We start from the raw sequence: 13,260 nt of genomic DNA, 5'->3' as shown, positions 1-13,260 counted from the left end.
CACGTCCTTTTTAGTTAGCATTCTTTAAAGATTCCCAGTTTTTCACAAAGTAATCCCAGCCTGACACAACAGTGAAGAACACTGCTACCCACATCGCAAGGTCACCAAACGGGAATGATACAAGTTCGAACGGCAGGTTATGCAATAGAAGAGCTGAAATCGCAATGATTTGCGCCCATGTTTTCACTTTTCCAAGCATATTAGCTGCTACCACTTCACCGCCTCCGGCTAGTACAAGTCTTAGACCAGTTACAGCAAATTCACGGCTAATGATCACAATCGCCATCCATGCCGGCGTGAGGTTGTACTGAACAAGTATAATTAAAGCAGCTGAAACAAGCAATTTATCTGCAAGCGGATCTAAAAATTTACCAAAATTCGTCACTAAGTTCAGTTTACGCGCATAGTACCCATCAATCCAGTCCGTTGTCGAAGCAACAATAAACAGGATTGCTCCAACAAGATGCGTCACTTCGATGCTGACGTGACCAAAACGTGCAACGCCCCAATCTAAAGGTGCAAGCATAATAATCATAAAAACAGGGATCAAGGCGATCCTAGAAAGAGTTATTTTATTCGGTAAGTTAAACATGAATTTCAATCCTCCAATAAGCCATTTTTTTATGTATATATAATAGTAGGAACAAAAGAAAAGTCATCTACTTGCTTAAGATGACTTTTCCTTTCCTTTATTCACAATCACAATGTTTTGTGTCATGGTGTTCTTAGGGTCTAATTCGTACTTAAGTGTCTCGTCATTCACCTTAATATCAATTCCAGTCGCATTGCCTAGACGGATATCGACCTGAGAGAGCTCAGACAGGTCTGTTTTAAACGATTCACCATCTTTTAGTTCACCCATTTTCAGCACTTTTCCAGATTCGTCTCTGACGCGCAGCCAAGAAGCTTTTGTAGCAGAAATGGTTAACTCCATCTCATCTGCGCCTGACACTTCATACGTTGTCGTTGAGCCTTCTGTATTCGCTGCCTTCAAAGAGACCGTTTCATCGTCTTTGGATGAATCCTTTGATGAGTCATCTTTTTTAGATGATTTTTCTTGATCATCTGACGAAGCTTTTTCTTTTTTCTTTTGATCCTTTGCAAGAGATGAATCCTCAGATACTTCATACTTAGATTCTGACTGCTGAGGAGCCGTCTGGTTGTTCTTCTGTCCGCTATCATGATTGACCGCCTGCACGATGACATAAATGATCGCGATGACCACTAGGACACCTCCAATAATCAAAATGGTCGGCAGCAGCTCAAGCACCTTCGAGGCAGGCTTAGGCAGCTCTCTTTGCGGCTTAATATTTGATAATTTATCAGATACTTCATCGTTATACGTGCTCGGCACATCTTTACGAAATTCTTCGAACAATTGTTCAGGATTTAGTCCAACGGCTTCGGCATATTGTTTAATAAACGCTCTGACGTAAAATTTACCTGGAATAATATCATAGTTTCCTTGTTCGATTGCTAGCAAGTAGCGCTTTTGGATTTTGGTCACCGTCTGAAGATCCTCCAGCGACATCCCTTTTTCCTCTCTGGCCTCAATGAGCCGTTTTCCCAATTCAGTCAAAACAAACACCTACCATTACCATATTAAAAATCGAAGCCAGAAAAACCAGAATGATCAAACACTTGTGGTTCTTCAGCGTGCTCATATGTAATCTCTTCGTCTGCACTATTACGCAATTCAATGATATAGTCGAAATCATCCATTGTATATTCTGAATTTTGAATAAAGATGTCTGGATGCTCAACTACTTTTGTTGCCGGCAGTCTCATAATTTCTCTTAAAAGCTGCAAGTGCTTCTCAGAACCTCTTCGCGTCGACACAATTCCATCAATAATAAAGACGTTATCTGGGCTGTATTCATCCGCAATCAGCTGGCTTCGGATCGTCTGTTTCAAAAGAGTGGATGATACAAAAAGCCATCTCTTGCTGGCACATACACTTGAAGCCACAATTGATTCTGTTTTTCCGACACGCGGCATCCCGCGAATCCCAATTAATTTATGCCCTTCTTTTTTAAATAGTTCAGCCATAAAATCAACAAGAAGACCAAGCTCGTCCCTTTCAAATCGGAACGTCTTTTTGTCATCTGCATCACGCTGAATATATCTGCCGTGACGAACCGCTAAGCGGTCACGAAGTTTTGGCTGTCTTAATTTCGTTACTTTTATCGTTTCCATTGTATTTAAAATTGATTCAAGGCGCTTAATTTGATCTGTATGGTCACAGCGCAGAAGCATTCCGCGTCTTGATACATCAACACCATTAATTGTCACAATATTAATTGAAAGCATCCCCATTAGAGATGAAATGTCTCCTAAAAGTCCGGGACGGTTTACCTGTATCTCATATTCAAAATACCATTCGAGCTTTGCCAAATGATATTACCCCCTTCATTGTGGCAAATTTTTACCTTCCTATATCATAAAGCATTTTCACATTTTTAGAAAGCACAATGTTGTGAAACAGTTAAAATAAAAAGAGAGGCACAAACGACCCCTCTTTTTGTTTAGTGCGAGCTATTATTTTCAACCAGTTTGACCATCATATTGGCAATTGCGCGCTGCTCATCTTCTGATGCAACGCTCCAAAGGTCAGCAAGTACTCTTTCTTGCTCGTTCTTTGCTTCAACTTCGTTAGCTAAATATCCGCCAATTTCATACGCAAGGTTATTGATGGTATCATCTTTTAAGCCTTTATCCTGCGCATGATTTAAACGGTCACCTAAAAAGTTTTTCCAATGGTCCCAGTTCTCAAGTACTGACATGTCGATTCCTCCATTCGAAAAGATGAATTACAGCCATAGCTTTTGTCATGGAGAGACGAATTATACACGTTTTTTAACAGTACCAGCCGCCATTAACGGATAAAATTTGACCTGTCATATAACTTGACTGCTTTGAGGCGAGAAACCAAATGACATCAGCAATCTCCTCAGGTGATGCAAGCCGGCCAAGCGGGATTTCTTCCTCCAGCATTTCAATATCTTCTTGTGTGAAGCTTTTCATCATGTCTGTATGGACAGCACCTGGTGAAACAGCATTTGCTCTAATTCCACTTGGGGCAAGCTCTTTTGCCAGACCTTTAATAAACGCATTTTGCGCCCCCTTCACCATGCTGTACAGCACTTCACACGATGCACCTGTTTCACCCCATATCGAGCTTATCGCAACGATATGACCTGTTTTTTTTTGAATCATGGCTGGCAATAGGTGCTGGGTGAGCTCATATGGACTTGTCACATGAAGCTGCACCATACTGGCTAATACGTCTTTTTCTGTATCTGTCACTAATCCGATATGACTCTTACCGCTATTTAACACAAGAATATCCGGAGATACGGGCAGACGGCTGACGAGCTCATCTGCACCGCCCATTTTGGCTAAATCTGCTTGAACGACATGCGTCTGAATATGACATGTTTCTTCCAGCTCAGCGGCAAGCTGCACGGCTGTCTGTTCATTTTTGTGATAATGGAGTATCACATGGCAGCCTTCCTGGGCGAGCTTTTTTGCCGCAGCCTGCCCAATCCCGCCACTGGCACCTGTTATCAGCGCCCATCGACTCATCACATGGATTCCTACTTTCTATTTGAAATATCTATTCTTTTCGTTTAAATGGGAACCAGTTCGCTGATCCGAACAATTTCACCATTACAGGTACGAACAATGGTAGCACAACGAGTGCGTACAGCAAAAGTCCTGTGAGAACAAGTGTTGCAATCTGCAGGAGAGACAGCACTCCTGAAGGAAGCATGGCTGCAAATGTTCCTGCCAAAATAACAGCAGCAGACATAATGACAGAGCCCATATTCTTCATTGATTCGGTCATCGCAAACTGAATGTCTTTTGTTTTGTATTCATTGAACCTCTCCATTAAGAAAATCGAATAATCGACTCCGAGCGCCATTAATATGACAAATCCAAAGAAAGGAACCGCCCAGTTAATGCCCGGATATCCGAAGAAATGAGTGAAAATAAATTCTGTCATTCCGATAGCTGTAAAGTAAGTCAAAATAAGTGAACCTACTAAGTACAGCGGCATCACAAGCGAACGGAACAGGATCACCAGGATGAGGAAAATACCGATCATCATGTAAAGAACCGTCTTATTGAAATCTTGGTCTGACAGCTGTTTTAAATCAGCGTTCATACTTGATACACCTGAAACGCCGAATGATGCATCTTTTAAATTCGTTTCAGGAAGTGCCCGCTTGACAGAAGCTTCTACTTGTTTGATCGTCGACAGGGCTTCATTGCCATATGGATTTTTTTCTAAAATGACATCAATCTTTGTCATCTTGCGGTCATCCGACATGTATGAATCAAATACTTGCTTGAATGCTTTGTTTTTCAGCACGTCTTTTGGAATAAACCAGCCGGCCATGTCTTGATCTGGTGCATTTTTCAGTTCGTCTAAGTAGTCACCTGCACCCATTAGTCCGCTTGAAATTTTCTCCAAGCCATCGACGCTTTTGTTCAGCCCGTCTGTCAGCTTGGTCAGGTCATCACCGAAGCCGCCAATCTTTTCTTTCATTTGTTTTTGACCATCAATCACTTGCCCGGCACCATTTGCAAGCTTTGGCATATTATCAGCTATTTGCCCTTGACCTTTAGACGTTTTATCCAATCCAGTTTCAATTGCATCTAAGCCAGCAACGAGTTCATCGATTTGACTCGTCAAAACTTTTTGCTGCTCTCTAGCTTTTGCGATAAAGGCATCTGCTGCTTCAAGCTGTTTTCTAGCTTCTTTCGCTTGTTTGGCATAGCTGTCTGCCTGTTTCGCCCCTTCTTGCAACGTCGTAGAAAGTTCATTATATGAAGCTTTGATGGCTTGATACGATTGATTTTCTTTCACCTGCGGAATTTGTTTTTCAAGTGTACTAAATTGTTTGTTTGCTTGTGTGATTAATGCTTTTACATCCGCTGCGGCAGAGGATGACGTATCCACCTGCGCCAATGCTGCCTTTAATTCTTTGGAAATGTTTTTATACAGCGACACTTGCTGATTCACTTGTGCGACTTGGGCCGTTAATTCTTTTTTCGCACCTTTAATTTTTTCTTTAATCTGTGCAACACCGTTTTTGTTTTGATCGATTCCGCTTTGTAAATCTCTTAACGATTTTTCGACATTTTGAATGCCTGTTTGCACTGATTCTGTACCAGAAATCAATTTGTTAATGCCTTTTCCAGATGATTTGATTTGCGGCGTTTGATCCTCAATGGATTGACTCATTGTCGTCAGTGCATCTTGGATTTTTTTTAAGCCTTCATTACTTTTATCAAGTCCGGTATTCAGTTCTTTGGCTTGTGATTTCACGTATAGATCACTTAGCCCTTTACCGACAGGACGTGTCGCACTTCTCACTTTACTTACGCCATCTGTTTGTTCAATTGCACGGCTGAGTTTTTCAACAGCAATCAGCCCTTTATTGTTGTCTAACAGATCAGCTGATTTCACGACAATCGTTGCCGGTAGAGCTTCTCCTGGCCCAAATTTGTCGGAAATCGTATTGAATGCATTGACTGATTCATATTTATTACCGATTTCATCTAAGCTATTATAAGAAAGCGTTCCTTTATACATGAGAATGGGAGGAAGCGTAATGATTCCTACGATTAGTAAACTGAAAAGTGGTTTTTTAAATGAAAAGCGTCCTGCTGTTTCCCACATTTTTGACTGCGGATGCGCAATATCACCTTTAATCGGCCAAAATAACACTTTTCCTAAAACCGCCATAAAGAACGGAACAATCGTGAGAAGCGCCACAATGAGCACAGCGACACCAACTGCTACTGCAACAGCTGATTTATAGAGCTGAAACTGTGCCAGACCAATACATGTAAAACCGATGAGCACAGCAATTCCGCTGAATAAAACAGTCTTTCCTGCTGTTTTATACGTAATAAGAATCGCCTCAATTTTATCTTTACCGTGTGCGATCTCTTCTTTAAAGCGGCTGAGAAGTAGAATGCAGTAGTCTGTTCCTATTCCAAACATGATCGCGACCATGAAGATTTGGGTAAAGGTCGAGAGCGGGAAGTCGAGATATTTAACTAAATAAGCCACGATGGATTGACTCACCAAGTAAGACAAAGCTACTGCGACTAATGGAACGAAAGGCGCCACAGCTGATCTAAAGACAAGGACAAGAACGATGAGAATAAACCCAATCGTAATGAACTCTGTTTTCTTCAGACCTTCTTGCGAGCTTGTGATCACGTCATCATCAATTAACGGCTGTCCTGTCATTTCATATGTCAGATTTAAGCTCTTCAGCTTTTCATTGACTCTTTCTTTAAAATCGGAAGCTTTGATTTTGTTTGAGTCATATGTAACTGGAACAAGGAGCGTCGTGCGATCTTTAGAGAGCATCTGTTTTTTGATATCTTTATTGGCGTCAAAATAAGAAGTGATGTCCTCGACATGTAGATTTTGGTCCTTTTCTAAAATCTCCATTGCCTTTTTTAAAGATGTTTCTCTTTCTTTGACGATGTTCTTTTCTTGAAAGACAATGACAATTGATTTTTCTGTATCACCGTTTTCAGACATTTTCTTTAATAACTGATTTGCATATGAGGACGGATAGCCGTCTGGTACTGAAATTTGCCCTTTTTCTTTTGTTAATTGCGCCATATTAGGAGCGGTGATGAGTAACACTGCCGCTAATACGATCCATAAAATCGTGATCAGCCATCTACCCTTTATGATTGCTCTCATTAGTACTTTGTGCCTCCTCTTCGATGATTACTTGATAGATCTTTTCATATGTTTGAATAAATGATTCCATTTCTTTTTCTTCCAGCTTTTCAAAATAAGATCGAACGAGATCCTGAAGCTGCTTTTCCATTCGGCTGACCACATCTTTGCCCTCTGGCGTAACGTACAGGTGAACATTTCTTCGATCGGCTTTATCGTGCTCACGGACAATATAGTTTTTTGTAAAAAGACGATTGGTCATGGAGGTTACCGCACTTTTATTCACATTGCATACATTTGCAAGGTCAGTAGACGTACATCCAGGATGTAAATTAATGTATCGAAGCGAGTAATACTGATCAAGCGTCAGCTCTTTATCAAGCTTTTCCGTGATCATACTCGATACCTTTTTTTCCATCATGAGATAGACGTCTGCATATCTCTGAATGAGCTGTGCAATTTTTTTTTGTTCCATACGCTGCTCCTTTTTAGTTTAAGTGTTTAACTATTAAAGAGTTTAACTAATGAACAAAATGATTGTCAATGAAAATCCTCACAAATCACAGGCTTTTATTCATTAGACACAAAAAAGACAAACTCATTTATCTGAGTTTGTCTCTCTTTATTTATTTTGTTTTCGGGACGACTTTGAAAACGGACATCCGTTCTTCGTCAATTTCTTCCTCTAAAATTTGCTGAATGTCGGTTAATTGGATCTGTTCCAGCATGGTCACGACATCAAATAAGCTCATGTCTAAAAATGCATATCGAGTGAATTGATTCGCAATGTATTCAGGAGAGTTCATGGCTTTTAAAAAGCTGCCGATTTTCTTCTTACGCGCGAGCACAATTTTCTCTTCTGAGATCAAGTTCTTTGCTTGAAGAAGGGTTTCTTTTAATACTTTTGCCAGCTGATCAGGATCATTTGTATCTCCGCCAACTGACGTGAAGCCAAAGCCGCCTTCTTCCGTATAATCGTAGCTGAAGGTCTCATCAATTAAGCCTTTTTCATACATTTGTTCATATTGTAAGGAGCTTTTACCAAACAGCGTCTCTAAAATGAGATTCATTCCTAGTTCATGTTTTAGCAACTCATTTCCTTTTTTATGAGGATTCTTAGTTTTCAAACCGAACATACATTTCGAGCCTTGTACGTTCATTGGAAGTTCGTATTCTTTTCGGTACACACCTTCAGGCTCATTGATGTCTTTTCGTTTGATCTCTGGCTGGTCTGTAAATGGCTTTTTAGCCTGATTCGCTCGAACTTGGTCTAATATTTGCTTCGGGTCAACGGGACCGACAACAAATAGAAGCATATTACTCGGGTGATAGAACGTTTCATAGCATTCATACAAATGATCTTTTGTAATCGGAGCAATACTTTCTACAGTTCCAGCTATATCAATTCTCACAGGGTGCTCTTGATATAGATTTTCAATCAGACCGAAGAATAAACGCCAATCCGGATTGTCATCATACATGTTAATCTCTTGACCAATGATGCCCTTTTCTTTTTCGACCGTTTTTTCAGTAAAATAAGGCTCTTGAACAAAATCAATGAGTGTCTCAAGATTTTGTTCGACATTTGAGGTGCTTGAGAATAAGTAAGCTGTTCTCGTAAATGTCGTAAAAGCATTTGCGGATGCTCCTTGTTTACTAAATGTATGAAATACGTCTCCGTCTTCTTTTTCAAACAGTTTATGCTCTAAGAAATGGGCAATTCCGTCAGGCACTCGAATCATGTCTGCTTTGCCAAGCGGCACAAATTCGTTATCGACAGAGCCATATTTGGTTGTAAAAGTCGCATAGGTTTTGTTAAACCCTTGCTTTGGGAGCACATAGACGTCAAGTCCGCTCTCCATTTTTTCGTGATAGACCGTTTCTTGCAGCTGGTCGAATTGAATTGTTTTCACTGTCATGAAGCTCCCTCCGTTCCTTTAAGAAAATAGGTCGTATCCCATTCGATTTTCTGACCCACTTTGATGATATCCTCTTTTGTCACTCGGTCAAGTGCTTCTAAAAAGGAATCAAGTGTTTCCCCTGTTGGCACAACGGCATGCTGATACAGGTATTCCGCTGTCCCATAAGATGTATCGATCGTTTCAAGTAGCTGATTTTTGACGACAGCTTTTGTTTGGTCAATCGCTTCATCTGAAAAATCACCTTTTTGCATCGCTTCAAATTGTTCTTTAATGATGTCTACTGCCTGCTGATAGTTGCCGACTTCAATCCCTGACATGACCATCATCAAGCCTTTAAAGCTCTCAAGTCTAGACACAGCGTAGTACGCAAGACTTGCTTTTTCCCGAACATTGATGAATAGCTTCGAGTGCGAGAAGCCGCCGAATATGCCATTAAACAAATGCAAAGCCGGATAATCGTCATCTGCAATCGTCGTATGCGTGCGAAAGCCGATATTCAGTTTGCCTTGCTTCACGTCTTCTTCGTCGATGACTTCTTTTGCTTCTCTTTGCGTGCTTGTTGATTCAGCGTGTTGTTTAACCGGTTCTCTATCACTTGTTTTGAAGTATTGAGAGACCATTCGGCTGATGTCTTGTTCGTCTACATCTCCCACAACATAAAGATCAAGCTGATTTGTTTGAAGCGCATGCTTATATGCTTCAAACAGCGATTGAGCTGTGATCGTTTCGATATCTTCCATTTCTCCATTGACGTGCAGTGCATACGGTTCACCTTTGCACATTTCCTGCACAAGCCTTAAGTTCGAGTAACGCATTTTATCATCATACACTGCTTGAATTCGCTGTTTTAAAGTGCGTTTTTCTTGATCTACATATAATTGACTAAACGCTCCATTTTCAACATACGGATGGAATAGTAGATCAGATAGTAAGGCAATCCCTTTTTCTAGTAAAGGGGTTTGATCCTTTAAATATTTCTCATTCGCCATTTCCAGGCGGAAGGTAATGATGTGATTCTCCCCTTTTTTCGCCATGTCTGCTGAAACCGTAGCACCATAAAGCTCATCAAAATAAGCACGCAATTCTCCTGTTTTCGGCATTTTCTCTGTTCCTCTTAACAGCACATGCGGGAAAAGTGAACGCATGGTGACGTCATCTTTCGATAGAGGCGCGAGCATTTTAAAAAGGATTGTGACCGTTTTAAATTTTTCTGTTTTGACAATATGAGTATGAAGACCAGGTGTGTCTAGTGTCTTCTCTTGTAAGTACGTCATGAGAAACCTCCTTTGTTCATCCTATTTATTATGTATTAGAACATAGCTGATATATACGTAAAACAGCCATTTAATAGACATTATATCAATCAGAGGAAAGGATAGGAAATAAAAACGCCTCTGCTATAAGCAGAGACGCCGGTCGTTATTTCATTCTAAAAGGCCACCAATTCCATTTACCGAAAATACGAACCATGACCGGGATGAAGAGCGGTAATACAACAAGCGCATATAATAAAAGCCCAATGAGTATGACCGTTGCAATTTCAACAAGTGATAATACACCGGACGGCAGCATAGCGGCAAAGGTCCCCGCTAATATTGCGACTGCTGAAATAATGACGGAACCCATATTTCTCATCGCTGATATCATTGATGCTTGCACATGCTCTCCCTTCCATTCATTAAAGCGATCCATTAGAAAGATCGAATAATCAATACCAAGGGTGACAAGAATGACAAAGCTGAAAAATGGGACAGCCCAGCTGAGACCGTCGTAGCCAAAAAATGTTTTAAAGATCCATTCTGTTAAACCGACGGATGTAAAATACGTTAAAATGAGTGAAAGTGTTAAGTATATCGGCATGACGATTGACCGTAATAATATAATTAAAATGATAAAGATGCCAACTAACATGAAAATGACCGTTCGAATAAAGTCACCGTCAGATGTTTCTTTTAAATCTACATTTAAACTTGAGATACCAGACACACCGTAATTTGCATTCTTTAACCCGCTGACAGGTAAATATTGATCAAGGGTGTCCTCAATTTTCGCAACGCCTTTCATCGCTTCATTGCTGTATGGATTCACATTTAAAATAACTTCAAAGGATGTTAATTTACGATCTGGAGACATATACGTATGAAAGATTTGCTTAAATTCATGGCGTTTCAGCACTTCTTCTGGAATAAACCAGCCTGTTATTTCTTCATCTGGCGCTTTCTGAAGCTGCTTTAAATAACCGTCCGCCTCTGTGAAGCCGCTTTTGACCTGCTCAAGCCCTTCAATACTTTCATCTAAACCATCTGTTAACAATGTGAGTTTTGATGAAAGCTGACTAAATCCTTTTTTGATGGCTTTTTGGCCGTCTGTCAGCTGGTCTGCGCCATCTTCAATTTTAGGCATTTCTTTAATCAATTGTTTTTGGCCCTCATTTGTTTGTTCAAGACCGTTATAAACTTGATCGAGCCCTTCCATGAGCGCTTGTACTTGACGTTTTACTTCTTTTTGCTTGCTTGATAGGCTTTGAATCACTGAATCTGCTTTCTTGATCTTTTCTTTAAAGACAGAGGCTTCCTCTTCATACAGATTCATTTGGTCCCCTGCTTGATCAAGCATTCCTTTTGTGTTTTTGAATACTTCCTTGATTTCTTTATATTCATCCATATCTTTTACTTCTGGCAGCCGTTTTTCAAGTGCTTCAAACGATACATTTTCATACGAACTTTTTACTTTTTTAATGGTGGTTATCAGCTGCTGATTTGATTTCGCATGACGTTCAAGCGTACTCACCATTCGTTTAAGCTCTTGAATCATCGCTTCACTGCTTCGATATTCTTGCTCTAATTCCTTTTTTGCTTCTTTGATTTTACTTCGAATGGTTCCGACGCCATCTTTACTGCGCCTCACCCCATCTTCTAAAGAGATCAGGGACACCCTTACTTCTCCAATGCCGCTTTTGATCGCTTTTGTTCCATCAATCAGCTGATCAATGCCTTTAGCGGATTCTTGAATTTTTGGTTTTTGTTTAAGAAGGGCAAGATTTGTTTCGGTCAAACCATCTGAAATTTTCCCAATTCCTTCATGGCCTTTTCCTAGTTCTCCGCCCAGCTCTTTTGCTTGAGAGGTGACGTAAAGCTGACTTAGCCCATCTCCAACAGGCCGAGTGACACTACGGACCGTTTTTACTTCGTCAATGTCATTTAATTTACGGGTCAGTTTTTCAATCATGACAATCTTTTCTTGGTTATCTAACTTATTGTCACTTTCAACAAGTACATTCAGGGGCAGCGCTTCCCCAAAGCCAAATTGCTCTGATATCGTATTAAATGCAGACACTGATTCATACTTTGTCCCAATCTCATTTAAGCTGTTATAAGAAAGAGTCCCGTCGTACATCAGAATAGGAGGCACCGTAATGAGTGCAACTAAACCTAGGCTGATCAGTGGCCTTTTAAATGAAAAACGCCCAGCCCATTCCCACATTTTACTTTGCGGGTGGCGAATGTTTTCTCTTTTAGATGGCCAGAAAAGGGATTTTCCAAAAACAGACATAAAAAAGGGAACGATGGTGACAAGGGCGATCAGCAGGATGCCAACTCCTACAGCAACACTAACAGCCGATTGATACAATTGAAATTTGGCAAACCCAATGCTTGAGAAGCCGACTAACACGGCTAAGCCACTGAAAAGGACCGTTTTCCCTGCACATTTATATGTGATGATAATTGACTCTTTGACATCACGACCTTGACCGATTTCTTCTTTAAAACGGCTTAAAAGCAAAATACAATAATCTGTTCCTATACCGAACATAATCGCTACCATAAAAATCTGAGTAAAATTAGATAGAGGAAATTGCATATATTCTACTAGAAAAGCCACAATACAACGGCTGACAGCATAAGAAATGCCGATCGTAATGAGCGGAACAACAGGTGCCAAAATCGATCTGAAAACAATGATTAAAATAAAGAAAATAAAAATGATCGTTATAAGTTCAGTTTTCTTCAGACCTTGTTGAGAGCTTTGAATGACATCTGAATCCACAAATTTTTGTCCCGTCATTTCATATGAGACATGATAGGGCTTTAAAACTTCCTCAATTTGTTCTTTAATCTTCACAGCTTTTGTTTCGTAGTGGTCGAATTTGAATGGAACAAGAAGTGTACTTTTATCCTTTGATAAAAGTTGTTTTTGAATGTCCGGATCTACATGAAAATACGAAGTAATTCCGTCAATGTGGAGGTCTGGAGCATGTGTCATGAGTGCAGATAAAGCCTTTTTTAATTCCTGCTCTTTCTTAGGGAACAGATGTTGTTCGGAGAATACAATAACACCCGTATCTTTTTTCCCGTTTTGATCTGTGAGCTTATCCAATAAGTGAAGTGCCTCAGCTGTTGGTGTCCCCTCCGGAACCTTTAATTGCCCTTTTTCTCTTGTTAATTCCTCTAAATTGGGCGCAGTAATAAACAGAATCACAGCTGTTATCATCCACACCACTAATACAATCCATCTTGCTTTAATTATTTGCAACATAGCTGCTTCAAGCTCCTTCTAGTTCATCAATCAATTTGCTATATTTGAGCGTGTCTGAAGTGCTGACTGCGTCTCCTTCAACGTGCT

10 protein-coding genes are annotated in these 13,260 nt (G+C 40.3%); all 10 read right to left on the bottom strand.

The features are described from left to right. Window positions 1–10: 10 nt before the first annotated feature. Window positions 11–592, bottom strand: coding sequence for a CDP-diacylglycerol--glycerol-3-phosphate 3-phosphatidyltransferase (gene pgsA / locus MKY83_RS08725; RefSeq protein ID WP_044141864.1), 582 nt, complete (start codon window positions 590–592; stop codon window positions 11–13). 75 nt (window positions 593–667) lie between these two features. Further along, window positions 668–1,579, bottom strand: coding sequence for a helix-turn-helix domain-containing protein (locus MKY83_RS08720; protein ID WP_003212257.1), 912 nt, complete (start codon window positions 1,577–1,579; stop codon window positions 668–670). A gap of 23 nt (window positions 1,580–1,602) precedes the next feature. After that, complete coding sequence (locus tag MKY83_RS08715) at window positions 1,603–2,394, bottom strand: DUF3388 domain-containing protein (protein ID WP_003211480.1); 792 nt, start codon at window positions 2,392–2,394, stop codon at window positions 1,603–1,605. 131 nt (window positions 2,395–2,525) lie between these two features. Then, entirely contained in the window at window positions 2,526–2,783 is a 258-nt protein-coding gene (locus tag MKY83_RS08710; RefSeq protein WP_003211590.1) for a DUF3243 domain-containing protein, read from the bottom strand. A gap of 73 nt (window positions 2,784–2,856) precedes the next feature. Next, window positions 2,857–3,585 carry an SDR family oxidoreductase gene (locus MKY83_RS08705; protein ID WP_126741675.1) on the bottom strand — a complete coding sequence of 243 codons (729 nt, stop codon included), beginning with the start codon at window positions 3,583–3,585 and terminating at the stop codon, window positions 2,857–2,859. Between the two features lie 31 nt (window positions 3,586–3,616). Beyond that, window positions 3,617–6,736 (bottom strand): MMPL family transporter, encoded by a 3,120-nt coding sequence (locus MKY83_RS08700; RefSeq protein ID WP_126741674.1) that lies wholly within the window; start codon window positions 6,734–6,736, stop codon window positions 3,617–3,619. After that, on the bottom strand, window positions 6,714–7,190 hold the full coding sequence (locus MKY83_RS08695; protein WP_126741673.1) for a MarR family transcriptional regulator: 477 nt from the start codon (window positions 7,188–7,190) through the stop codon (window positions 6,714–6,716). The genes MKY83_RS08700 and MKY83_RS08695 overlap by 23 nt, the downstream gene beginning before the upstream one ends. Before the next feature lie 151 nt (window positions 7,191–7,341). Then, on the bottom strand, window positions 7,342–8,634 hold the full coding sequence (locus tag MKY83_RS08690; RefSeq protein ID WP_265208356.1) for a pitrilysin family protein: 1,293 nt from the start codon (window positions 8,632–8,634) through the stop codon (window positions 7,342–7,344). Continuing rightward, entirely contained in the window at window positions 8,631–9,911 is a 1,281-nt protein-coding gene (locus MKY83_RS08685; RefSeq protein WP_106067486.1) for a pitrilysin family protein, read from the bottom strand. The genes MKY83_RS08690 and MKY83_RS08685 overlap by 4 nt, the downstream gene beginning before the upstream one ends. A 145-nt stretch (window positions 9,912–10,056) precedes the next feature. After that, entirely contained in the window at window positions 10,057–13,173 is a 3,117-nt protein-coding gene (locus MKY83_RS08680; protein WP_126741672.1) for an MMPL family transporter, read from the bottom strand. Window positions 13,174–13,260: the final 87 nt, after the last annotated feature.

It is taken from the genome of Bacillus sp. FSL M8-0266, from assembly GCF_038613425.1.
Classification (GTDB): Bacteria; Bacillota; Bacilli; order Bacillales; family Bacillaceae; genus Bacillus; species Bacillus pumilus.
The sequence above is the reverse complement of the archived record's forward strand: the minus strand, read 5'-3'. Positions and strand labels throughout refer to the sequence as shown.

Excerpts from the sequence above, each read along its gene's own strand:
- MKY83_RS08700 (WP_126741674.1), bottom strand. The coding sequence starts at position 6,736 with ATGAGAGCAATCATAAAGGGTAGATGGCTGATCACGATTTTATGGATC.
- MKY83_RS08710 (WP_003211590.1), bottom strand. The coding sequence starts at position 2,783 with ATGTCAGTACTTGAGAACTGGGACCATTGGAAAAACTTTTTAGGTGAC.
- MKY83_RS08685 (WP_106067486.1), bottom strand. The coding sequence starts at position 9,911 with ATGACGTACTTACAAGAGAAGACACTAGACACACCTGGTCTTCATACT.
- MKY83_RS08690 (WP_265208356.1), bottom strand. The coding sequence starts at position 8,634 with ATGACAGTGAAAACAATTCAATTCGACCAGCTGCAAGAAACGGTCTAT.
- MKY83_RS08705 (WP_126741675.1), bottom strand. The coding sequence starts at position 3,585 with ATGAGTCGATGGGCGCTGATAACAGGTGCCAGTGGCGGGATTGGGCAG.
- MKY83_RS08695 (WP_126741673.1), bottom strand. The coding sequence starts at position 7,190 with ATGGAACAAAAAAAAATTGCACAGCTCATTCAGAGATATGCAGACGTC.
- MKY83_RS08680 (WP_126741672.1), bottom strand. The coding sequence starts at position 13,173 with ATGTTGCAAATAATTAAAGCAAGATGGATTGTATTAGTGGTGTGGATG.
- pgsA (WP_044141864.1), bottom strand. The coding sequence starts at position 592 with ATGTTTAACTTACCGAATAAAATAACTCTTTCTAGGATCGCCTTGATC.